The organism is Accumulibacter sp., assembly GCF_023806635.1.
GTDB lineage: Bacteria > Pseudomonadota > Gammaproteobacteria > Burkholderiales > Rhodocyclaceae > Accumulibacter.
Window position 1 is genome coordinate 21,516 of record NZ_JAMTDQ010000113.1, and the last position, 21,747, is coordinate 43,262.

Consider the following 21,747-nt stretch of genomic DNA (forward strand, 5'->3'; position numbering starts at 1 on the left):
TGCCTTTCAATCGTCCACCATCGGCATTACCGGACCGGCCGCGATGGCCTTTTCAACCAATTGCTGAACGCTCTGCCGCACCTGAATCGAGTATGGCATCGGCGCCAGCGGCTCCTCTCGTTGTGCACACTGCTCCACGACCACCCGCACGGCGATCTTCATGTTCTCGGGCGTCACCGCCTCGATGGGCGGCCGGCTTCCCAAGGCGTCATGCGGTCGCAGCAGGGCGTGATAGATATCCCAGGTATCCACGCCACGGGGCGTCTGCCTAAGGATGGCCTGCACCAGTTGGCGCTTGAGCGAATCGAGCTGCCACACCGGCACCCGCTGGCCCTTGTTCCCCAGTTGAATCGACAGCAGGTTGCCGGCCTGGATCTCGTAGGTGATCCAGCGGCGCGACTTGCCGGCCAACTTGGCGTAGTCGGCCACCACCAGGTTGTCCGGTCCCTCGAAAATTTCCAGCAGCTTCAGCCGTTCGCGTTGCAGCTCGGAGAGCTTCGGCTGCGCGTACTCCGGCATCTCCACGGCCGACAGGCGCTGCGTCGCCGGTGCAATCGTCGGCAAGCTCTGCTCGGTGGGCGCTACCAGCAGGATCGGCGCATGCTGCCCAGGAGTCGGCAGCGGGGTGGTCTGCTGCCCGGCGATCGTCGGCAGGCCCTGCAGGTGGATGGTCAGGTGCATGCCGGCGACCTGCACCTGGTTCTGCTCGAACAGGTCCAGGCGGTCGGCCCAGTCCTGCATCATCACGCGGCGCTGCTCGACGTACTCGGCGTGGTTATAGGTGGCGCTGATGCGGTTGGGGTCGGCGTGCGAGAGCTGGGCGTCCACCCATACCTTCGGATAGCCCAGTTCGTTGAGGGCCGTCGAGAGCGTCGCGCGAATGCCGTGGCCGGTCAGCCGATCCTCGTAGCCCATGCGCTTGAGGGCCGCGTTGAGCGTGTTCTCGCTCATGCGGTCGCTGATGCGTTTGACGCCGGCGAACAGGTACTTCTGCGCCGGTTTGAAATCCTCGAGCATGTAGCGGACGATCTCCATCGCCTGGACGGACAGCGGGACGATGTACGGCGGGATGTCGGTGACGCGCTTGCGCTTTTTGCGGGTGAGCATCTTGCGCTGCTTGAGCGACATAACGGGGATGATCCACAACCCCCGATCCAGATCGAACTGATCGGGCGTGGCCAGGCGCAGCTCACCCGTTCGCACTCCCGTCAGGAGCAGCAGGCGGATCGCCAGTTGCGTTTTCAGCATGCCGCGGTATTTGCGCAGCGTCTGCAGAAACCCGGGGAGTTCGGCCATGCGCAGGAACGGGTTGTGTTCGACCGGCGGCAGCGGCACCGCGACCACGTGCAGCTCGGTGGCCGGGTGGGTCTCCATGGCCGGGATGACGACCATCGCGTAGTCGAACAACTGCTTGAGCCAGGTACGTACCTTCTCGGCCACCGACAGCGAATTGCGCTTTTCGATGCGGCCGACCACTTCCAGCAGATGAGGTCGGGTGACCTCGTAGATGGTCAGCCGCTTCAGGTAAGGAAAAACGTCCTTCTTGAAGACGCGGCGAATCTGCTCCAGCGAACTCTGGCGGCCCTCATCGAGCGTGAGCTGGCGATGCTCCATCCACTTCTCGTAGACCGCCATGAAGGTGTTCTCGCCGGCGAGCTTGATGGCCTGGCGCTTTTGCTTGCGCTCGGTACGCGGGTTGATGCCCCTGGCGACCAGCGAGCGCGCTTCGTCGCGCAGTTCCCGCGCATCGCGCAGCGACAGCTCGGGATAGCAGCCCAGGGAGATGCGAACGCGCCGACCGACCCAGGTATAGCGGAAGTGCCAGGTCTTGGCACCAGAGGCGGAGACGAAGAGGGAAAGGCCGTCGAAATCGGCGATGGTGTACGGCTTGCCGGTGGCTTTGGCCTGCCGGACCGTCATGTCGGTAAGCATGTGTCCAACTCCTGGTAGGTGAGTTGGATGCCATGTTCGTTACCGGGGCCCGGCTCCTCCAGCAACAATGCGCGATGGACGCTTCCCGCATTGATGTACCACTAAATGTACCGTTTTGTACCGGCTGTCAGTGGATTTCGCTGGATGTCACTGGATCGAGAAAAGGAAAAAACCTTAACCGGATCAGAGACTTACAACACTCCTTGGATTTCGGTGGAAGTCCCTGGAAAGTTGAAGTGGAGCGGGCGAAGGGAATCGAACCCTCGGCTCTAGCTTGGGAAGCTAGGGTATTGCCATTATACGACGCCCGCGCAGGCCGACATTCTACGAGCTTGTCGGTCCTCGCACAACGCTCGCGCGCCCACGCTTGCGGTCGCCCGCTCCACGCGGGCGGTACCGGTCGCATGGCTTGGCGCGGCCAGTCCTGCCGGCGGCGGTCGGCGTTTCCGGGCTGGTCACTGTAGCAGCACTGGTGGCATCGGCATCGGGTCGCTGCTCAGCGGGACTGCCAGGATGCAGCGGATGGCAGCGGATGCCGGGTCACTGGAGAACGAGGCTGCCAGCGCTTCGGCATAGTTCGCAGGCGATATCTGGCGGTGGAAATAGCGCGACGTGAGGTCGAGAAAATACGAATCGGGACCCTGTATGAGGTTGGCGCCGATGCGTCGGCCGCCCACCTCGAGGTAGCCGCAGCGATCCTGCACCTGATCGAGAAACGCATCAAAGCGGCTGTCGGGCCGCCAGGCGTCAGGCGCGCACGCGGCTGCTGCGGCGACGAGCAGCAGGGCGAGCGAGTGGCGAATGGTCACCGCTCGCTCGCTCCCCCGTCGCCGGTGCGGGGACGCAGCCGGGTTGCGCAAAGCAGGCGCGACGCAGCCGCCCGTTTCCCCGGTGAGAACCGGCCCCTTGCCTGGCCCGATTCCGCCGGAGACGTCGGTCCGGTCAGCGCGGCACGACACGGGCGTTTTCACCGCTACCCTCGATGAAGACCCGCTGGCCCTGGAACAGTGACTGGTTCGTCGGCTGCGTGACCGAGACCAGGACGCCGTAGGAGGTGCGGACGATGATCTGCTGTCCCTGGACAGGCCGGTCGTAGCGCTTCTGGATCTGGTTGCCGGCGATCGCGCCACCGATGGTACCCAGAACCATCGCCACGTCGCGTCCGCTGCCGCCGCCGATCAGGCTGCCGATGCCGAGGCCGGCGAGACCACCGACAACCGCGCCGACTCCCTGATGCTGGTTGCTCTGCAGATCGACGAAGCTGATCTGCTCGATCACCCCGCTACGGATTTCCATTTCTCCGGGCTGCTGCCCGGGTGCCGCGCAGGCCGCCAGGAGAACCGCAAAGGCGAGCGCTGAAAGATAGGACCTGAGTTGTTTGAACATGCTGGGCTCCTTGAAGGGCGGTTGAGCAGGAGGGGACGGTCGATCGCTGCGATGCAGCCGCTGCATGATACCTCTTTTCCTGCCGAACTTTCGTGTCGGCGGCCGCACACCGAGCGCCTCCAGCGGCATCCCGACCGCCGCTGGCGCCATCCGTGCGCGCCCCGCGGCGGCCCTGCACTCGCCTCACGCGGCACGCCGCTGCCGGGGCCGTTCTGGCAGGGCAATCGCGGAGTTCCTGGCGCGCGACGTATGACGATGGCTACTGTGCCAGGTTGCGGCCCGAGACGGCGACGCAGCCCGCCGAGCCCAGCGGGCACACCGTGACGTAGGTTGCCTTCTGACCGCAACCCTCGACACCGATCGTGTACTCGGCGCGTTCGATGCCGTTCCAGAGGACGGGTTGCAGCAGGTTGGCCGAGAGCACGTAGCCGCGTGCCGTCGGGCACGACATCTCGAACTGGCCCCTGCGTACGGCGGTCAGCAGTGCCTGGTCCTGCTCGCTGGCCAGCATCTGCTGCGGGCTGGCGCAGCCGCCGAGCAATAGCGCGAGACCCGCAGAAAAGAAGATTCCTCGTTGTATGCCTTGCATGAAATCCTCCTCGATCAAGACGCTGCTCCTTGCTCCGGGCGGTACCGGCCGCTGCTGCTCGCGAAACAGGGTGCGCGTGCTGCCGGCGCCGGGAGCGAAAGAATCCGGTCGCCCTGGCCTACCTCGCTGACGCTGCGGCGGCGGTCGCCTGCGCTTCTTCAGCGTCGGCCCCCAAAGCCACCGCGAAAGCCGCCGCCGAACCCTCCACCACCGAAACGGCTGTCGCCGAAGCCGCCGCCGCCACCGAAGCGGTCGGCGAAGCCGCTGCCGCCGCCGTAGCGGCTGCCCCAGCTGTCACCACCGCCCCAGCCACCGGCGGCACGGTCGCCGCCGCCCCAGCCACCCTGGTAAGTGCTTCTTGCCTGCTGTTCGCGGTCAGCCCACGAGGTGTCGCCGCCGGCTGACTGCCAGCCGCCGGCGCCGTGCTGCTGCCAGCCACCGTCGCTGTTGCGGTAGACATTGCCGTCGGCGCCGGCATAGTGGTCGCCGAACAGCCCGCTCGAGGTGTAGCTCTTGGTCTGGCCGGTCCTGGCATCATAGGCGCTGACCGTGTGTTGCGCACTCAGCCCCTGCGGCCCTGCCGTTGCCGTTGCCGTCTTCGTCACCGAGCTCCCCTGCGGGCCGGTGGCGGTCGCGCTCGAGGCATACGATCGCTGGCCGGCGTCGGTATTGTAGGAGCCGGCACGGGCGACGTTGCCGCTCACACCGCCGGCGGTGTCGAAGGTGCGGTCGTAGCCGCGCGTCGCCTGGCCGGTATAGGGGTTGTAGCTCCGCCCGGCTGCGTACGAGCCGCTGGTGCCGGTGCGTGTGTTGGCATAGGTGCCGGCGGCGCTCGTGCCGACACGGCCGTCGGCGCTGGCGGTCCAGCTGCGCGTCCCGGAGTAGACGGTGTTGCCCCAGTGGCCATAGACATTCGCGCTGGCCGAACCGCAGCAGGGATAGCCCCAGTAACCGGGGTGGTAGTAGGCACCACCCCAGTAGGGCGCGGCCCAGGCGGCGGTGGCGAGGCCGAGGCCGAAGCCGAAGCCGAAGCCGACGTAGGGGTTGTAGATCGGTGCGGCAGCCAGTCCCCACGTGTAGGGCGTCGCATACCATACGGAACCGATCCACGGCGTGTAGGTGTAGCCCGTGCCATAGACCACGACGCCGTCAGGGGCGACGACGGTTCCCAGGTAGCCTGGCGTGTAGCCGACATAGACCACCTCGCTGCTGCCCCCGTAGACCTGGACATAGGTCACGTAATGCAGGGGCGAACTCGGCGGGATGCTGTAGATCACCGCCGGTACGCTGCTGGCGACGGTCCATGGTCCGGTGAGTCCGCTGGCGGTGAACCAGACGCCGGCCTGCACCGCGTAGTAGGCGTTCGGGCCGACCTGGATGATCGGCGTCGCGGTATTGCCGACATACTGCAGCGGTGTCCCGGCGATCGCGCGCCACTGCGGTGCACCGTCGAAGGTCGGGGTGAAGGAAGGACCGTTGCGCAGCGGCACGACTGCCGTCTGCGGGATCGAGTTGGCGATCAGCGCCTCCTGCGCCTGGGCCGTGCCGGCGACCGACGCCAGGACGACGCCGGCGGCAGCGTCCTTTGGTATGTGCGCAAAATCTGCCGGCAATGAATTGGCGGCAACGAAGGTCCAGGGGCCGTTGAGGGACGGAGCCCGATACCAGCGGCCGGAAAGCAGGGTGTAATAGTCGTCGTTGGCGGTGTTGACGAGCACATCGGCGGTCGTGTTGTCGGCCCAGAGCAGGCCCGTGCCGGTGATCGGGACGAAGTTCGGTCGTCCCTTGAAGACGATCAGTTCGGCCGGCGTCTGCGTCACGTGGATGGTCGGCACGCCGTTGGCGAGAGACGGTTTCGGGTCTGCCTTCGGCCCGCCGTCGAGCAGGTCCACGATGCCCTTGCCGGCGAGCCCCTGCATCAGGTCGGCGAGCCCAAGCGGTGTCTCGCCGGCGGGCTGCCAGGGCCCGTCGAGCGACGACGCGGCCAGCCATCCATCGTAGACGTGCAGGTACCAGGTGCTGCCCAGACGCGGGCGGGCGATCAGCGCCTGCGTGTTGATCACCCGCTCGAAGCGCGAACCGGCAACTGCCCGAATCACCGGGCTGCCGTCGATCGGCACGAGGATTGCCGGACTCTGGCTGATGATGACCCGTGGTGGCTCGTTGCTCACCGCGACGCTCTTCGGCTTCACCGTCTGCGAGGCGGCGAGCTGTCCCTGCAGCAGGTCGAGAGACATGCTGTCCAGCGCTGCCGGCAGGGCGCCGCGCAACTGCTCGAGGTAGGCGAGACCGTTGTCGGCGACGGTCGGAAAGCGCGCGCGCGTCAGAGTCAGGTCTTCGAGGGCGACAGTGCGTGTCGTGCGATCGACGGCGGTGCGCGCGCTGCCCCAGATGACGCCGAAGGTCTGCTGGTTCGCGCCACTGCCCGGTAGCGACACGGCGGCGCGGAAGGCGAGCGTGTTGCCCTGCCAGCCATCGACCTGCGGCAGGTAAATCAGGGCCGTCGCGTTGGCGAGCGCGACCTGGCGTGGCCAGGCATCAGCCTGCGGCGGCTGTGCGGCAGGCTCCGCAGCGCTGCCGCCGGCGCTGATCGGCGCGCCGCTCGGCAGCACGGCGGGGCCACCGCCGGGGATGACGTCGATCACCTGCAGGGAAGGATTCACCGGTTGCTGGTTGGCACAGCCGAGCGGTCCAAGCAGGGCGGTTGCGATCAGGCAGGCAAGCCCGCCGGGGGCCGGTGTGCGGCGCGTCATCATCATCGGGGTGTCCTCGAGGGGAAGGCTGGCGAGATCAGGTGGCAGAGTATCGCGCTGCCCGCAGTACCGGTCAAGGTCGGCGGTTGCCGTGGCGGCGCGGAGCGGGCTCGCCGGGCAAGGGCTCGTTTCGCCGCGTCGGCTTCCCGGACAGTCGGGCAGGGACCGCAGCACGCGCTGCGAGGTTTGCGCCGACGCCGCCAGTCGGCTAGAGTCGAGTCGCCGCCCGCACGGGTGGCCCACGCCCGTCAATGGCAGGAATCCAGGCAGGAGGTCGGCCGATGCTCACGCTCTCGAACCAGGTCTCGTCGGTGGCGCAGGTGATCCAGCTCGCCGTTGCGCCGGTGTTCCTGCTTGCCGGCGTCGGTGCCCTTCTCGGCGTTCTCGCCAACCGGCTGGCGCGGGTCATCGACCGCTTCCACGTGCTCGAGAAACTGCTGGCCGGCAGCCTGCCAGCGACGGAGCGTGCACAGACGCTGGCCACCATCGTCTCGCTGTCGCGAAGGGCGCGCATGATCCACTGGGCGATCAGCCTCTGCGTCGCCTGCGAACTGCTGGTCTGCCTCGTCGTCGCTGCGCTTTTCATCGGCGCCGAGATGCAGATCGACCTTTCGCGCCCGATCGGCGCGCTCTTCGTCGCCGCGATGCTGGCGCTGATCGCCGGCCTGACCTGCTTTCTGCGCGAGATCGCCCTCGCCACGAGCTTCATCGAGAGCATCGGGCGGACGGCGGCGCGTGCCGATCAGGAAACCTGACACGATCTCCGGCGCTGGCTGCAGCACCGGTCATCGCGTCGAGGCCAGGCACGCGCCCGTGCGACCGCGGGCCGCGGCGGCACTCCGGCACCCTGGTCCGCGGCACTTGCTCGTCGTACCGCGGCTCTTGGCAGCGCCACGGAAGCGCGGCTGTCCGGTGCCGTGCCGTGCCGTGCCGGGGCGCAGCGAAATTGACGCGTGCGCGGGGGGTCGCTATGCTTCCCTGCTGCTGCGCGGCAACCGGGAAAGGATCGGGTCAGCGAGTTGCCGGGCGAGGATGCGTGGGGCGGGAAGGGGTGTCATGGGAAGGGTGGAGGTTCGCGGTCGTCGGCGCCTGCTCGACGACTTCTTCAAGGTCGACGAAGCCGAGGTGAGCTTCGAGCTTGCCGATGGTTCGATGACGCCGCCCGCGCGGCGGCTCGTCTTCGAGCGCGGCGACTCGGTCGCCGCCGTCGTCTACCACCGCGATTCGGACAGCCTGCTCTTTGCCGAGCAGTTTCGCTATCCGACCGTCGGCAAGGGTTCCGGCTGGGTGCTCGAAGTCGTCGCCGGCATGATCGACAGCGGCGAGTCGCCCGAAACCGCCTTGCGCCGCGAGATCGAGGAGGAACTGGGTTTTGCGGTCACCCGCTGCGAGCCGATCGCCACCTTCTTCGTCTCTCCCGGCGGCTCGTCCGAGCGCATCTGGCTCTACTACGCCGAGGTCGGCGAGGGCGGGCGCGTCGGCAGCGGCGGCGGCCTTGCTGCCGAGCAGGAGGAGATCCGCATCGTCAGCCTGTCGACGGCAGCGGCGATGGACGCGCTGCGCGAAGGCACCCTGGTCGATGCGAAGACGATCATCGGTCTGCAATGGCTGCGCGCGCGCGCACTGTCGTAGTTCAATGGCCGGGCGGGCCGCACAGGGAGAAGGGGAACGAGATGCCGAACGAACAGCCGAGCGAGGACACGGGGCGCCTGTGTTTCGTCATCATGCCCTTCGGCGAGAAGGATGATCACGGCAGGCTGATCGACTTCGACGCCGTGTACCGGCAGATCATCAAGCCGGCGGTAGACTCGCTGGGGCAGGAGCGCATCCGAATCCGTTGCCTGCGTTGCGACGAGGTCGAGAAGGCAGGCCTGATCCACGAACGGATGATCAACTTCATCCTCGACGCCGAGGTGGCGGTGGTCGACATCAGCACCGCCAACCCCAACGTGTACTACGAGCTCGGTGTCCGTCATGCGCTCAGGGAGCGGGTGACGGTGCTCATCCGCCGCGAAGGAACGCGCAACCCCTTCAACATCGCCGGCATGAACACCATCGACTACGACGATTCGGATGCGGAGAAGATCGCGCAGGCGCAGTCGCTGATCCGCAGCTTCATTCGCAACGGTTTGCTGTCGAGCACGCGCGACAGCCTCGTCCATGCCGCTGTACCTGGCCTCGAGGTCAGTTCGCGGCTGGGCGCCTTCGCGGCTTCGCGAATCCATCGCCATGCACCGGCGAATGCGCCGGGCAGGGAGATTCGGCTGATCACCGGCAATCTGCGGCATGTCAATCTCGACTCCGGCAGTACCGACGACCAGATCGACATCTGGGTCAGCTCCGAGAACATCAACATGCAGATGGCACGGGTCTTCGATGCCTCCGTCTCGGCGCTGATCCGCTATCTCGGGGCACGTCGCGACGACGTCGGCGATATCGTCGAGGACACCATTGCCGACGAACTGCGCGCCAGGATGCGTGGCCGGCAGCAGGTGAACCCGGGCATGGTGGTGTCGACCGGTAGCGGCGCCCTGGCCGAGTCGCACCATGTGCGGCGGATCTTCCATGTCGCGTCGGTCTATGGCGTCATTGGCGGCGGCTATCACCCGATCGCGCAGGTGGAACAGTGCGTGACGGCAGCGCTGGTGCAGGCCGATCGCGAATCGGCGCGTCTGGAGAAAGCGGGCGAGGCGCCATATCGGTCGATCCTCTTTCCGCTGCTGGCGACCGGCAGCGGCTCCGCCAGCCTGGTCGACAACGCCCGCAGGCAGCTCGAAGCGGCGCGCAACTACCTCGAAGCGCGGGCCATGGCGACCCGGCTCGAGCGCGTGTGCTTCCTGGCGCCGACGAAAAGGCACCTCTCGGCGCTGCAGGTGGCGCTGGCCGAGCTTGGCATCGCCGAGGTGGACTCTTGTCCCGTCGCCGTCGCCGGAGCCGCGGCGCAGGCGGGGCAGGTTGCGCAGGGCGATCGCACGAGCGCTGCCGATTGCGGCCATGCGGGCACGCCCATCCATGATGTGGCCGACGGCGGTCGCTGAAGCGAGGCGCGACCAATGCCAGCCAGGAAGCCACCCGAAGCTCCAGCGCCGGTCGCTGGCGCAGGCGTCACCGCAGCCGCCGCTGCCAACCCGGCGCCCGAACTGCCGATTCCGCCGCAACTCCTGCAGCACCTGCGCGAGCGCCGGCTGCTGCTGTTCGCCGGCGCCGGGCTGTCGGCGCAGGCCGGTTTGCCGACCTGGCGATCGCTGGTGCAGGATGTCGTCGACGCGACGATCGCCGAAACGATGCAGGGGGAGGAGTCCCGCCGCGAGCTGGAGAGCATGATTGCCGCCGGCAAGTGGCTGCAGATCGCCGATCACTGCAAGCTCAAGCTCGGCCCCGGCGAGTACGCACGGCTGCTCGGCGAGCGACTCAGTGACTCGGGCAGGCCGGTGCCCGAAGCGCATCGACTGGCCGTCCGGCTGCCCTTTGCCGCCTGGGTGACGACCAACTACGACAAGCTGCTGGAGCGCGCCTACGCCGAGGAGCGTGGCGGTCTGCCGAAGACCCTGACCAGCCTCGACACCGAAGCTCTCGGGCGTCTGTTGTTCGATGGGGCGCCCTTCGTGCTCAAGGCGCACGGCGATCTCGACAAGCCGGACAGCCTCGTCTTCACCTCGCGCGACTATCGGGACCTGATCCACGGCAATGCGGCGTTCAGCGCCGCGTTCTCGTCGATCCTGCTGACGCACTCGGTGCTCTTCGTCGGCTATTCGCTCGCCGATCCCGATTTCAACCTGCTGCTCGACCGCCAGCTCCTCACCTTCCGTGGCTTTGCTCCGGAGCGTTATGCGCTGATGTCGGGGATCGGCAAGGTCGAGGAGGAGTACCTCTGGCGCGTCTGCCAGATTCGCGTCATCGCCTATCCCGAGGGACGGCATGAGGCGGTTCCCGCCTTCTTCCAGCGCCTTGCCGATCGGCTCGCGGCAGCACCCGCGGCGACCTTGGGCAGTGCTGCGCGGGCGGCGTCGGTGGCCGTGGCGACGCCGGCGCGGCGCGCCACCCGGGCAGCCTCTGCGCCTGCCGCAGCGGCAACACCGGCCGTCCTCGCCCTCGACTGGCGCGAAGGAGCCCTGCAGGCGATGCTCAGTGACCGCGGCAAGGTCGTTGCCACGGCTTCCGGGCCGCGCGAAGCCTGGGCAGCGCCCGCCGCGGCATCGCGCGCGCTGGAGTCAGGAAGCGCCCGCGAAGGATCGCTCGCCGAGTGCAGCGCTGCCCTCGGGCGGACGCTCGGGCCGGTGATGGTGAAGGCGCTCGGCAGCGTGCTGAAGGGCCAGCACGGCCGCCTGCTGCGGCTCGACCTGACCCGCGAGGTCGAGCGCCTGCCGTGGGAACTGCTCGCAGCCGGTTCGCGGACCCTGGCCGAACTGGCAGCCGTCTACCGTGCACCGGTCGGTGTTTCGGAGAGCGCGCGCGGCCTGCCGGCAGTCGGTTCGCCGTTGCGGGCCCTGGTGGTCGCCGATACGATGAGTGCCCAGCCGGCGCTGGCGCTGCCGGGCGCGGCGGCCGAGGGGCGCGCCGTGGCTGCTGAAGTCCGTGGCAGTGGTGTCGGCGAGGTGAGACTCCTGATCGGCCCGGAAGCGACCCATGACGCGCTGGCGAGGGCTTTCGACGAGTTCGATCCCGACGTCTTCCACTTCGCCGGCCATGCCTGGTTCGACGAGCACGAGGCTTACCTCGAACTCGCCGACCGCCACCTGACGGCGACCATGATGCGGCCCTGGCTGACGCGGCATTCGCCGGCATTCATGTTTCTCAACTCGCACTACACGGCGTTCATTCCGGCCGGCGTAGAGGGCCAGGGTGGTGCCCACGCCGAGGCGGTCAGCGCCGGATTGCGCGGGCGCCCCGGCTTCGCCGACCTTGCCATGCGCAGCGGTGTCGGCGCCTTCCTCGGCACCTACAGCGGCGCCATCGACGACGCGGGCGCGAGCGACTTCGCTCTCGTCCTCTTTCGCGCGCTGTTGCAGGGCGAGAGCGTGGCCGGTGCGCTGCGGGCGGCGCGCGCCCTGGCGCGCGAGCAGCGGAGCACCACCGCCTTGCTCTACTGCCTGTACGGCGAGGGCGCGCTGCGACTCGTCGATGCCGGCGAGGGGGCATAGGTGAGCGGATCGGGCTGGCCCGATGGGGGTGCTGATCGCCTGGACGGCAACGGCAGTGCCGCTGCCACATTGCACCGCCTGGCCCTTCAGAAGCCGCCTGCAGGGCCGTTATGGGATTTCGGGATGCGGAGCGTCTCGGGCCGCAGCGCCGGCCGGCCCGCGCCGGCGCTGCCGGCATCAGCGACAACAATGACAACGACGAAAGGATCGCTGCACCATGTCGTCCATCGGCTTGTTGGGAAGATTCGCTAACCAGAAGATCTGGGTGCGCCTGATCGTCTCGATCGGTGCCATGACCATCGTGTCATGGGCGGTCATGATCCTGTGGACGGCGCGCGTCAGCGAGGAGACGGCGATCGTGCAGGCGCAGGACTTCGCGACCAGTGCGCACGACATGGTGCTCGCCGGGCTGACCGGCATGATGGTCACCGGCACCATGCCGCAGCGCGAGGTGTTCATCGACCAGATCAAGCAGCTGCCGAGCATCCGTCAGCTGCGCGTCCTGCGCGCCGAGGCGGTGACGACGCAGTTCGGCGCCGGGGCCGAGGACGAGCGGCAACACGACGCCCTGGAAGCGCAGGTGCTCGCGACGGGCAAGGCGTACTCCGCGGTCGAGGCGACTGGCAGCGGCGATGAGGCACTGAGGGTGATCCGGCCCGCGTTGGCGCAGGAAAGCTATCTCGGCAAGAACTGCACGACCTGCCATGCCGTGCCGCCGGGCACCGTCCTCGGTGCGGTGAGCATGAGGATTTCACTGCAGAAGACGCAGGGGGCGGTCGCGCGCCAGCGCATGCAGACCATCCTTGCGGCCGTGTTGCTGACGGTGCCGATGCTCTGGGTCATCTTCCTCTTCATCCGCAAGGTGGTGACGCGACCACTGGCGCACGGCATGGACGTGGCGCATGCGGTCGCCGCCGGCAAGCTCGACAACCAGATCACGGTCGTCTCGAGTGACGAAGTCGGCGACCTGCTGACGACGATGAAGCGCATGCAGGAACGCCTCAATGTCGTACTGCAGGAAGTCGAGAGTTGTGGGCTGAGCATGGGTCAGTCGTCCTACCAGATTTCATCGATCTCGAACGAGATCGCGAAGGTCAGCCAGGAGCAGCAGAGTCGTTCCGGCGAAGTCGACGGGGCGATGTCGCAGCTCGACGGGATCTCGCGGCAGGCGCTCGCGCAGGCGCTCGCCGCGGTCGAGCGCTCGAATGCCGTCGAGGGCATGGCGCGCGCAGGGATCGCCAGCGTCGAGTGCAGCCTCGAGGCGCTGGAGGCGACATCGGCCAGGGTGGAGCAGGTGTCCGTCGAGATTCACGAGCTGCAGCAGTCGGCGCGCGAGATCGACGAGATCGCCACCTCGATCAAGGATGTCGCCGGACAGACGAACCTGCTGGCGCTGAACGCGGCCATCGAGGCGGCTCGAGCCGGTGAGCAGGGTCGGGGCTTCGCGGTCGTGGCGGACGAGGTGCGCAAGCTGGCCGAACGCAGCAGCAAGTCGGCCGAGCGGGTCGGCACCATCGTCGGACATCTCTCGGGGCAGGTGGGCCGCGTCGTATCGACGATGGACGCCCTGGTGGCGTCGGTCGGCCAGACGCGCGCGGAATCGCGCTGCATGGCCGAGACGATCGAGCGCATCTCGAGCAACGTTGCGGAAACCGTCCGCGCCAACCAGAACATCTCGACCGCCAGCACCCGGCAGCTCGAGCAGTCCAGGTTGTTGCAGCAGACCCTCGACACGCTGTTCCAGACCTTGCGCGAAGCGAGCAGCAAGGTCGAGGTCACCGCCACGATCAGCGACGATCTGCGCGCGGTCGCGGCGCGCCTCAACGCGATCATGGCCAGATTCTCATTCACCCACGTGCCGCTGATCGACAAGGCGCAGCACGAGCAGCGTCGCGCGCCGCGACTGCAGAGCAGCCTGCGGGTACTCGTCGAGCAGGGAGGCGAGACCTTCGACGGCATCACCAGCGACGTATCGCTGGTCGGTGCGCGCCTGCGCCTGGTGCGGCCGATCGACCGCAACCAGGCACTCAGCCTGGCGATCTATCTGCCGTCCCCGGAGATGGCGTCCTACGAGCAGCAGATCCCGCTCAAGCTCGACGCGCGTGTCGCATGGAGCGAGCCGACGAACGGCGACGCATGTCTCTGCGGTGTCGAGTTCGCGGCGCTCAACGAACAGCAGCGCGCCGGTCTCGCCCGCTGCTTCGAGTATTTCGGCAAGCAGCCCGCGTTTTGATTGCGGTGTTGATTCGGTGACAGTATACTAATTCCAGCGCGACCGGACTCGATCCGCCCGGTCGCTGCAGCAAAGGCCGCGCTGTCGCTCGGCTGACGCCCCACGTGGTGGCCGATTCGCCGTCTCCCGACACCGGCGGCGTGGCATCAGAGCAGCGGACTCATCACCTGGATCGCGTTCTCCAGCAGCCGCCGCCAGAGCGGGCGGGCGCGCCACTGTTCGAGCTGCAGGGTCCGCGAGCGCGCTTCGTACTGGCGCTGCAGTTCGCGCACTTCGGCCGCGAAGCGCTGGTCGTAGGCGATCAGCGAGACCTCGAAGTTGAGTTCGAAGCTGCGCAGGTCGAGGTTGACCGTGCCGAAGATGGTGATCTGTTCGTCGATCACCATGCTCTTGGTGTGCAGCAGCCCGTCACGGAAGCGCAGCAGGGTGATGCCGGCGGCCAGCAGGTCGTCGTTGTAGGCATCGCTGGCATAGCGCACGAGCCGCGAGTCGATCCTTTCCGGGACGATCAGGGTGACCGCGACGCCGCGCGTGGCGGCCGAGCGCAGCGCGGTGAACAGCGTCTCGCTGGGAACGAAATAGGGCGTGGTGAGGACGATCTCGCGGCGCGCCGAGTAGATCGCCGTCAGCAGCAGTTCCTCGATGTGACGGGTCGAGGTCTGCGGTCCGGACGGGAAGATCTGGACGCGGCAGTTGTCTGTCAGCGAGAGGATCGGCGGTTCCGGCGGGGCGAAGTCGTGGCCGGTCTGCAGCGCCGTCAGCGACAGCGAAACCGCTTCGAGGGCCCAGGCCGCAGGTCCCTCGATGCGGACCATGGCGTCGACCCATTCGCCGACGCCGGCGTCCTGCTTGAAGAAACGCGGGTCGGCGATGTTCATGCTGCCGGTGTAGGCGACGCCGCGGTCGATGACGGCAATCTTGCGATGGTCGCGCAGGTCGAGGCGGACGAAGAGCGCACGCAGCGGATTCACCGGCAGGATTTCGACGACCTCGACGCCCGCTTCGCGCAGACGCTCGATCGCCGCGGAACGGAAGAACGGCCGGCTGCCCAGGGAATCCATCAGCGCCCGGCAGCTGACGCCGCGTTGCGCGGCGTCGACCAGCGCATTCACCAGATCCTCGACGAAGCCGCCAGGGCTCCAGATGTAGAACTCGAGGTGTACCGAACGGCGCGCCGCGTTGATGTCGGCGAGCAGCGAGCGAATCACCGCTTCGCTGTCGGCGAGCAGGCGCAATCGGTGCCCGGCCATCACCGGCAGCCCCGTCAGACCGGTCGCCAGCCGGCTGATGCTCTCGGCGGCGGGGCTCAGGCTTGCCGCTGCCACCACGTCGGTCGCCGGGATGCCCCGTGCCCAGCGTACGACCTGCGGTTGCAGGTTGATCGCGCGCTGCATCCAGGTCTTGCCGAGGCGGCGTTCGCCGATCAGGAGATACATCAGGGCGCCGACTGCCGGCACCAGAATGACCAGCAGCAACCAGGCGAGCGCGGTGCCGCGCGAGCTGCGGTGGGAGAAGATGCGCAGTGCGACAGCCACCGCCAACAGGATGTAGACGCCGTACAGGAAGCTGAGGAACATGCCGGCGAGTATGCGGCCGCGGTCCGCGAGCGGTCAAGGTGGATCATCATCGAGCCTTGTGATACCGTCTGCGCCGTGTTCCCCGGCTGTTCTGCCATGACTCCGGCTTCGGCGGCAGGCAGGGGTTGCCGGGAGTGACTGTCGTTTCACCTCACCCTTTCCGCGGAGTCTGGATGACACCCGAAGTCAGCCTTTTCATCAGCCTGTTCACGACCCTGCTGGCGATCATCAACCCGCTTGAGGCGATTCCGGTCTATCTTGGACTGATCGACGGCAAGCCGGCCGACGAGCAGCGGCGGGTGGCGCGACAGGCCTGCCTGTACGCGCTGCTGCTCAGCTTCTTCTTCCTGCTCTTCGGGACGCTGCTGCTGCGGGTTTTCGAAGTGCCGCTGAGCATGGTGCGGGTGGTCGGCGGCGTCATCCTGACGCGTGTCGGTTTCGAACTCTTCAATCCGCCAGCGTCTGGTGGCCTCATTCCGCGCGGCAACGAAGAGGGCGGCAACGTCGCCTTCGTGCCGCTGGCGATGCCGATCATGTTCGGGCCCGGCGCGATCGCGACGCTGATCAGCATGGCTTCGACGATCAAGCAGTCTCCGGGAGAGCTGATGCACTTCGTCGCCGCGAGTGCGGCGATCGTCGCCTGCATGGCAGCGACCTGGCTGTCGCTGACCTACGCCAAGCCGATCCTGCGCCGCATCGGCCGGCAGGGGATCGACGCGGCGACGCGAATCGTCGGCTTCTTCGTCGCGGCGATGGGAATGGGCCTGATCTTCAATGGCGCGGTCGAGTTCCTGCAGCCTTATCAGGCCGCTGGCAGGGTGGCGCTGGCGTTGTGAACGCTTTATCATCGCCGGCGAGCGGTCGAGGCGGGGTCTGATGGCCGTGCAGCGAACTTTTTTCGAGGAGGGGAGGACCATGAGGCACTGGGCTTTGATGGCGCCTATCGGCGCACTCGCTCTGGCGGGTTGCGTCTCGCAGCAGACTTACGACCAGCAGGTGCAGCAGACGCAGAAGGCGGTGGCGCTCGAACAGCAGTATCTGGCGCTCAACCAGCGGCTGCAGACGGAAATCGCTGCCGATCAGGTGCAGATCCGGCAACTGAGCGATCGTCTGGTGGTCACCTTCGTCGACGAGATCCTCTTTGCCTCGGGCAGCGCCGAGATGCATGCCAAGGGACGTGCGACCCTTGCCCAGGCGGTACCGACGCTGTCGGCCCTCAGCGGTCACTGGATCAGTGTGCAGGGCTACACCGACAGCGAACCGATCGGCCCGGCGCTGCGCGGCCGCTATCCGACGAACTGGGATCTGTCGGCGGCGCGCGCCGTGGACGTGGTCCGCTACCTGCAGTCACAGGGAGTCGATCCGACGAACCTCGTCGCTGCCGGCTACGGCCAGTACCAGCCGGTGGCGCCGAACGACACGGCTCAGGGTCGGGCGAAGAACCGGCGGATCGAAGTCGTTCTGCGCGTCAAGTGATGCATGGGGGCGGCCGCCGCCGGGCGGCGGCCGCAGCCAGTCTCGGGCCACGAGTACGGAGGAGGGAAGTGATGCGGAACAGGCAGCAGGCGGCCGGACGGGGGCGCGCGAGGCGGGTGAGCGTGAGTATTTGGGGGAGGCGGCTGGCGATGGTCGCGAGCCTGTCCGTGGTCGCCGTCGGCGAGGCCAGTGCCGGCGGCCTCAGTCTCTACGAGGTCGGCACGGCCGACGTCGGCCTGGCTTCGGCGGGCTACGGCGCGCGCGCGCAGGATGCGTCGACGGTGCTCACCAATCCGGCCGGAATGACCCGGCTGGCGGGAACGCAGGTGCTGGCGGCGGCACAACTGCTCTACGGCGACGTCGATTTCTCGCGTGGTTCGGGCACCTCGCCCGACTTGGGCCGCAACGAGGGCGGCAACCCGATCGGCTGGTTTCCCGGTGGCAGCTTCTTCATCACGCAGCAGGTTTCGCCCGACCTGACCGTCGGCTTCGGTACCGCCGGCAATTTCGGTCTGGCGGTGAAGTACGATTCGAGCTGGCTCGGCCGCTACTACGGGCAGGAAGGCACGCTGATCGGCCTGTCTCTGCTGCCCTCGATCGCCTACAGGGTGAATGAGCGCCTCTCGCTCGGCGCGACGGTCAACGCGATGTTCGGCATCATGAAGCAGCAGGTGGCGATCAACAATCCGGGCGCTCCGGGTCGCGCCGACGGCAGGCTCGAGCTGAGCGATCGCGAATGGGGCTGGGGCGTGAACCTTGGGGTTCTCTACGAGGTCGACCCGGCGACCCGGCTCGGCCTGACGTGGAATTCGCAGGTCAAGCTCGACTTCTCGGCGCGTCCCGATTTCTCCGGCGTGTCTCCGGTCCTCGCGGCAGCGCTGGCGAGCCGCGGAGCGTTGCGCGCCAACCTCGATCTCGGCATCTATGTGCCGCAGGGGGTGATGGCCAGCGCTTTCCACCAGGTGAACGACCAGTGGGCGGTCCTTGGAAGCGTCGGCTGGCAGCAGTGGTCGAAGTTCGGCAAGGTGGATGTCGGCATCTCGGACACGAACAATCCCGCCAGCCTGACGACCGACCTCGACTTCAAGGACACCTGGCACGTCGCGCTCGGCGGCCAGTACCGCATCTCGCAGCCATGGCTGCTGAATTTCGGCGTTGCCTACGACTCCGCTTTCCAGAGCGGCGACATCCAGTCACCGTTGCTGCCCGCCAACAGCGCCTGGCGTTTCGGGGTCGGTGTGCAGAACGAGGTCGATCGCTCCTTCAACTGGGGGCTGTCGGCCGAGTACGCGTACGGCGGGACGCTCGACCTGCAGAAGAGCGGCGAGTTGCCCGTCCGTCTCGGCGGCCGTGGCGACGTGGACGGCGCTTACCGGAACACCGGCGTGCTGTTCATGGCCGCCAATTTCAACTGGAAGTTCTGATGCCCGGCGGCGACGAGGCCGCCGGTCGGATTGACGAATGGAGGAATGACATGAAGAAGATCCTTCCCGCCCTTCTGGTGGTTGCGGCGGCGGCCGCCGGCGGCTTCGCCTGGGCGCAGCAGTATCCGCTGCTCGACATGGTTGCCGGCCGGGTCGTCCAGAAGTACGAGCAATCGAGCTGCCAGGAACTGTGGGTGCAGCGGTCGGAGCCGAAATCGCCGCGCGCGCAGGAGGTGCTGCAGATGTTGCGCAATGATCCGGCGCTGCGCACCGAGTTCATCAATCGCGTGGCGGCGCCGATCGCCAATCGGATGTTCGAATGTGGCATGATTCCCTGAGTGGCCGCGCTCCGGCCATTGGTGGCGGGGTGGTTTCCTCGCGCTGGTTTCCTTCTTGCGGAGAGAGTCGATGATCGATCTTCACCATCTGGGGCGGCGGGCCGCGATGCTTGTTGCCGCGTTCTTTCTCGCCGCCGGGATGCACGCCCAGGCGGCCGATTCTGCGGGCGGCAAGGCGGCCAAGCCGGCCAGGGCCACCACCTCGACGAGCCCGAAGGCCGCGGCTGCCCCGGCTGCCGTCAAACCGATTCTCGAACAGCGTGCGCTCGATCTGCTGAAGGCGATGAGCGACCGGCTGATGGCGGCACGTTCGCTGTCATTCACGGCGCAGGTCACCTATGAGCATCCGAGCCGTCTCGGTCCGCCGCTGGCGTTCATGACCATCTCCGAGGTGCTGATGCAGCGCCCCGACAGGTTGCGCGTGCTGACCCTCGGCGATGGTCCGGCCTCCGAGTTCTACCTCGACGGCAAGACGATGACCGCCTATTCGCCGACCGAGCACTTCGCTGCCGTGGCGGCGGCTCCGGCGACGATCGACGAGGCGCTGAAGGTGGCATTCCGGGATGCCGGCATCTACTTCCCGTTTGCCGACGTGCTGCTCGCCGATCCCTACGCCAGCCTCGCCGCCGGTGTGGTGAGCGCGTTCCTGGTTGGCCAGTCGAAGGTCGTTGGCGGGACGACGACGCAAGTGGTGGCCTTTGCCAACAACGAGGTGTTCATGCAGGTCTGGATCGGTGCCGAAGACAAGCTGCCGCGGATGATGCGGGCGGTCTACCGCCGCGACCCGTTGCGGCAGCGCCACCAGATGGAGTTGTCGAACTGGAAGGTCGACCCGGTGGTGGCGGCGGCCGACTTCGCCACGGCGAAATCGGCCAGTGCGGTGGCCATCCCGTTTGCCCATCCGGCATCGAAGCCGGTGGCCGCGGCAGCGGCCAGATCGCAGTAAGGAGAGGAAGACATGAAAAGAATCATGATCGCCCTCGGCGGCCTCGCCGGAGTCCTGTTGCTGGCCGGCGAGGCGGCGGCCTGGGGCTCCGCCAACCGCTTCGGCGGCAGCACCGAACACGTCGCTGGCGTCGGCACCGAGCACACGAATGCCTGGGGTGGCAGTACGGAGCATGCCTTCGGCGGTGGCACCGAACACACCAACGCCTATGGCGGCAGCACCGCCGGCCGCTATGGTGAGGGCGTCGAGCACACCAACGTCGATGGCGGCACGACCGCCGCGCGCTACGGCGACGGCGCCTATCATGTCGCCCCCGACGGGGCTGCAGCGTATCGCCCGCCGGCTCCCTATTACCCGTATCATCCGCCGGCAGCGGTGGCGTACTACCCGGCGGCCGGCTGCGCTGGCTGTGCGGCGGCGGCTGGCGCCGTCGTCGGCGTCGCCGCGGGCGCCGCGGTCGCTTCGGCCAACAGCGCGGCGGCGACGGGCAATGCCTACGCCTCCGGCTACGCCGCCGGCACCGCGGCGACGGCAGCGGCCTACCAGATGGGCGTCAGTTACGCGGCGCTGCCGCCCGGGGCAACGTCGGTGCAGAAGTTCGGCACGACCTACTTCCTCGTCGGCAACACCTGGTTCCTGCCGGCGTACGGCGCCAACGGCGTCTACTATCGCGTCGTGCCTGCACCCTGATGGGTGCGCCTGCAACGCTTGCGGATCGCCTGCCGTCGGCCGGGCATTTGCCACGGGCGCCGGCGGGGGTGCGGCTGCGGCACGCGCTGGCAGGCGCTGGCCTGGTGGCGGCGACGGTCGCCATGGTGCCGGCAGCGGCCGCGTTGAGCAGCGAGGAACTCGCCAAGCTGGCGCAGAATCCGGTCGGCAACCTGGTCAGCGTGCCGTTTCAGAACAACACCAATTTCAACACCGGCCCGCGCGAGGGCACGCAGAACGTTCTCAACATCCAGCCGGTTGTGCCGGTGGAGCTCAACAGCGAGTGGAACCTCATCACGCGCACCATCGTGCCGGTGATCACCCAGCCGGGCTTCACTCCCGGACAGGATCAGACGACGGGGATCGGCGACACGAGCTTCACCGCCTTTCTCTCGCCGGCGCAGCCCAAGAGCCTCATCTGGGGGGTCGGACCGGTCGTGCAGATACCGACGAACAGCAACGACCGACTCGGCAACGGCAACTGGGGCCTCGGGCCGTCCTTCGTCGTCCTCCACCTCGACAAGGGTGATCCGTGGGTCTATGGCGTTCTGGTCAACAACGTCTGGTCGCTGTCGAGCAGCCGCCAGGGCGGCAGCTACAACAATGGCCTGATCCAGCCGTTCATCAACTACAACTTCCCGGGCGGGACCTACCTGACCTCATCGCCGATCGCCACAGTGAACTGGAAGGCCGATGGCGGCCAGAAGTGGACGCTGCCGATCGGCGGCGGCATCGGCCGTATCTTTCACTTCGGTCGCCTGCCGGTGAACATGCAGCTGTCGGCCTACTACAACGTCGTCCATCCCGATGACGGCCCTAACTGGCAGTTGCGGGCGCAGGTGCAACTGATGTTCCCGAAGTGATCGCCGGGCTTGGCCGCTTGCTCCTGCAGCGCGGGCAGGGCGCCGGATATCGCCGTTCCTGTCCTTCGTGGCCAGCAGGGTCCGTTGGCGGGGTTCTTTCAGGGGCAAGATGATGTTGATCGGCTGCGAAATGGCGGACAGGGCCGTCGAAGTGCGCAGCAGGCTGCCGTCGTTGCAGACGAAACAGGCCATCGACATCGACGACATGTTCGTCGGGGTCGGGCACGACCTTCTCGGCAGCGCCCGGTTGATCCACGATTGCTTGGCCAGTTGCCGGACGCTGGGTCACGTGAAGCACGCCGCGCTGCTCAGCCAGCCGCTGCCGGCGCGCTTCGTCGCGGTCTGAAGCGGGCCGGTCAGTTTCTCAGGAGAGGAGTGGAG

19 protein-coding genes and 1 tRNA gene are annotated in these 21,747 nt (G+C 67.4%); 13 read left to right on the forward strand and 7 right to left on the reverse strand.

What is annotated here, in order from left to right:
* Positions 1–6 precede the first annotated feature (6 nt).
* From NFW30_RS19310 to NFW30_RS19335, 6 genes are all read right to left on the reverse strand, one after another.
* Positions 7–1,932, reverse strand: a complete 1,926-nt coding sequence (locus NFW30_RS19310; protein ID WP_295372537.1) for an integrase arm-type DNA-binding domain-containing protein — start codon at positions 1,930–1,932, stop codon at positions 7–9.
* A gap of 237 nt (positions 1,933–2,169) precedes the next feature.
* Positions 2,170–2,243 (reverse strand) — tRNA-Gly (locus NFW30_RS19315).
* 144 nt (positions 2,244–2,387) lie between these two features.
* Positions 2,388–2,741 (reverse strand): hypothetical protein, encoded by a 354-nt coding sequence (locus NFW30_RS19320; RefSeq protein ID WP_295352959.1) that lies wholly within the window; start codon positions 2,739–2,741, stop codon positions 2,388–2,390.
* A 133-nt stretch (positions 2,742–2,874) separates the two neighbouring features.
* The gene (locus tag NFW30_RS19325; RefSeq protein ID WP_295352962.1) at positions 2,875–3,318 is read right to left on the reverse strand and encodes a glycine zipper 2TM domain-containing protein; all 444 of its coding nucleotides are present in this window, start codon (positions 3,316–3,318) and stop codon (positions 2,875–2,877) included.
* A gap of 259 nt (positions 3,319–3,577) precedes the next feature.
* Entirely contained in the window at positions 3,578–3,907 is a 330-nt protein-coding gene (locus tag NFW30_RS19330) for a hypothetical protein (RefSeq protein ID WP_295352965.1), read from the reverse strand.
* Positions 3,908–4,065: 158 nt separating this feature from the next.
* Positions 4,066–6,666, reverse strand: coding sequence for a hypothetical protein (locus NFW30_RS19335; protein ID WP_295352968.1), 2,601 nt, complete (start codon positions 6,664–6,666; stop codon positions 4,066–4,068).
* A gap of 275 nt (positions 6,667–6,941) precedes the next feature.
* On the opposite strand from NFW30_RS19335, the gene NFW30_RS19340 reads away from it, so the two are divergent.
* The 5 genes from NFW30_RS19340 to NFW30_RS19360 all read left to right on the forward strand — a co-directional run bounded on the left by NFW30_RS19340 (position 6,942) and on the right by NFW30_RS19360 (position 14,034).
* Positions 6,942–7,415, forward strand: coding sequence for a DUF2721 domain-containing protein (locus NFW30_RS19340; RefSeq protein WP_295352971.1), 474 nt, complete (start codon positions 6,942–6,944; stop codon positions 7,413–7,415).
* Between the two features lie 301 nt (positions 7,416–7,716).
* Positions 7,717–8,292 (forward strand): NUDIX hydrolase, encoded by a 576-nt coding sequence (locus tag NFW30_RS19345; RefSeq protein WP_295352974.1) that lies wholly within the window; start codon positions 7,717–7,719, stop codon positions 8,290–8,292.
* Between the two features lie 41 nt (positions 8,293–8,333).
* Positions 8,334–9,698, forward strand: a complete 1,365-nt coding sequence (locus NFW30_RS19350) for a hypothetical protein (RefSeq protein ID WP_295352977.1) — start codon at positions 8,334–8,336, stop codon at positions 9,696–9,698.
* A 15-nt stretch (positions 9,699–9,713) separates the two neighbouring features.
* On the forward strand, positions 9,714–11,801 hold the full coding sequence (locus tag NFW30_RS19355; protein WP_295352979.1) for an SIR2 family protein: 2,088 nt from the start codon (positions 9,714–9,716) through the stop codon (positions 11,799–11,801).
* 217 nt (positions 11,802–12,018) lie between these two features.
* Positions 12,019–14,034: a methyl-accepting chemotaxis protein gene (locus NFW30_RS19360; protein WP_295352982.1), complete on the forward strand. Its 2,016-nt coding sequence runs from the start codon at positions 12,019–12,021 to the stop codon at positions 14,032–14,034.
* A 146-nt stretch (positions 14,035–14,180) separates the two neighbouring features.
* On the opposite strand, the gene cls is transcribed toward NFW30_RS19360, so the two are convergent.
* The gene (gene cls / locus NFW30_RS19365; protein ID WP_295352984.1) at positions 14,181–15,611 is read right to left on the reverse strand and encodes a cardiolipin synthase; all 1,431 of its coding nucleotides are present in this window, start codon (positions 15,609–15,611) and stop codon (positions 14,181–14,183) included.
* Between the two features lie 173 nt (positions 15,612–15,784).
* On the opposite strand from cls, the gene NFW30_RS19370 reads away from it, so the two are divergent.
* The 8 genes from NFW30_RS19370 to NFW30_RS19405 all read left to right on the forward strand — a co-directional run bounded on the left by NFW30_RS19370 (position 15,785) and on the right by NFW30_RS19405 (position 21,712).
* Complete coding sequence (locus NFW30_RS19370; RefSeq protein WP_295352987.1) at positions 15,785–16,447, forward strand: MarC family protein; 663 nt, start codon at positions 15,785–15,787, stop codon at positions 16,445–16,447.
* A 79-nt stretch (positions 16,448–16,526) separates the two neighbouring features.
* The gene (locus tag NFW30_RS19375; protein ID WP_295352989.1) at positions 16,527–17,087 is read left to right on the forward strand and encodes a flagellar motor protein MotB; all 561 of its coding nucleotides are present in this window, start codon (positions 16,527–16,529) and stop codon (positions 17,085–17,087) included.
* Between the two features lie 122 nt (positions 17,088–17,209).
* Positions 17,210–18,511, forward strand: coding sequence for an outer membrane protein transport protein (locus tag NFW30_RS19380; protein WP_295352992.1), 1,302 nt, complete (start codon positions 17,210–17,212; stop codon positions 18,509–18,511).
* A 50-nt stretch (positions 18,512–18,561) separates the two neighbouring features.
* Positions 18,562–18,849 (forward strand): hypothetical protein, encoded by a 288-nt coding sequence (locus NFW30_RS19385; RefSeq protein ID WP_295352995.1) that lies wholly within the window; start codon positions 18,562–18,564, stop codon positions 18,847–18,849.
* A 70-nt stretch (positions 18,850–18,919) separates the two neighbouring features.
* Positions 18,920–19,795 (forward strand): DUF2092 domain-containing protein, encoded by an 876-nt coding sequence (locus NFW30_RS19390; protein ID WP_295352998.1) that lies wholly within the window; start codon positions 18,920–18,922, stop codon positions 19,793–19,795.
* A 12-nt stretch (positions 19,796–19,807) separates the two neighbouring features.
* Positions 19,808–20,485 carry a hypothetical protein gene (locus NFW30_RS19395; RefSeq protein ID WP_295353001.1) on the forward strand — a complete coding sequence of 226 codons (678 nt, stop codon included), beginning with the start codon at positions 19,808–19,810 and terminating at the stop codon, positions 20,483–20,485.
* Positions 20,485–21,366: a neuromedin U gene (locus tag NFW30_RS19400; protein WP_295353004.1), complete on the forward strand. Its 882-nt coding sequence runs from the start codon at positions 20,485–20,487 to the stop codon at positions 21,364–21,366. The genes NFW30_RS19395 and NFW30_RS19400 overlap by 1 nt, the downstream gene beginning before the upstream one ends.
* A gap of 109 nt (positions 21,367–21,475) precedes the next feature.
* Positions 21,476–21,712 carry a hypothetical protein gene (locus tag NFW30_RS19405; RefSeq protein WP_295353007.1) on the forward strand — a complete coding sequence of 79 codons (237 nt, stop codon included), beginning with the start codon at positions 21,476–21,478 and terminating at the stop codon, positions 21,710–21,712.
* The last annotated feature ends 35 nt before the right edge of the window (positions 21,713–21,747 follow it).

What these genes read in the sequence shown, in the direction of transcription:
- NFW30_RS19395 (WP_295353001.1), top strand. Translation starts at nt 19,808, where the DNA reads ATGAAAAGAATCATGATCGCCCTCGGCGGCCTCGCCGGAGTCCTGTTG.
- NFW30_RS19375 (WP_295352989.1), top strand. Translation starts at nt 16,527, where the DNA reads ATGAGGCACTGGGCTTTGATGGCGCCTATCGGCGCACTCGCTCTGGCG.
- NFW30_RS19350 (WP_295352977.1), top strand. Translation starts at nt 8,334, where the DNA reads ATGCCGAACGAACAGCCGAGCGAGGACACGGGGCGCCTGTGTTTCGTC.
- NFW30_RS19390 (WP_295352998.1), top strand. Translation starts at nt 18,920, where the DNA reads ATGATCGATCTTCACCATCTGGGGCGGCGGGCCGCGATGCTTGTTGCC.
- NFW30_RS19355 (WP_295352979.1), top strand. Translation starts at nt 9,714, where the DNA reads ATGCCAGCCAGGAAGCCACCCGAAGCTCCAGCGCCGGTCGCTGGCGCA.
- NFW30_RS19335 (WP_295352968.1), bottom strand. Translation starts at nt 6,666, where the DNA reads ATGATGATGACGCGCCGCACACCGGCCCCCGGCGGGCTTGCCTGCCTG.
- cls (WP_295352984.1), bottom strand. Translation starts at nt 15,611, where the DNA reads ATGTTCCTCAGCTTCCTGTACGGCGTCTACATCCTGTTGGCGGTGGCT.
- NFW30_RS19360 (WP_295352982.1), top strand. Translation starts at nt 12,019, where the DNA reads ATGTCGTCCATCGGCTTGTTGGGAAGATTCGCTAACCAGAAGATCTGG.
- NFW30_RS19400 (WP_295353004.1), top strand. Translation starts at nt 20,485, where the DNA reads ATGGGTGCGCCTGCAACGCTTGCGGATCGCCTGCCGTCGGCCGGGCAT.
- NFW30_RS19370 (WP_295352987.1), top strand. Translation starts at nt 15,785, where the DNA reads ATGACACCCGAAGTCAGCCTTTTCATCAGCCTGTTCACGACCCTGCTG.
- NFW30_RS19340 (WP_295352971.1), top strand. Translation starts at nt 6,942, where the DNA reads ATGCTCACGCTCTCGAACCAGGTCTCGTCGGTGGCGCAGGTGATCCAG.
- NFW30_RS19325 (WP_295352962.1), bottom strand. Translation starts at nt 3,318, where the DNA reads ATGTTCAAACAACTCAGGTCCTATCTTTCAGCGCTCGCCTTTGCGGTT.
- NFW30_RS19405 (WP_295353007.1), top strand. Translation starts at nt 21,476, where the DNA reads ATGATGTTGATCGGCTGCGAAATGGCGGACAGGGCCGTCGAAGTGCGC.
- NFW30_RS19310 (WP_295372537.1), bottom strand. Translation starts at nt 1,932, where the DNA reads ATGCTTACCGACATGACGGTCCGGCAGGCCAAAGCCACCGGCAAGCCG.
- NFW30_RS19385 (WP_295352995.1), top strand. Translation starts at nt 18,562, where the DNA reads ATGAAGAAGATCCTTCCCGCCCTTCTGGTGGTTGCGGCGGCGGCCGCC.
- NFW30_RS19345 (WP_295352974.1), top strand. Translation starts at nt 7,717, where the DNA reads ATGGGAAGGGTGGAGGTTCGCGGTCGTCGGCGCCTGCTCGACGACTTC.
- NFW30_RS19330 (WP_295352965.1), bottom strand. Translation starts at nt 3,907, where the DNA reads ATGCAAGGCATACAACGAGGAATCTTCTTTTCTGCGGGTCTCGCGCTA.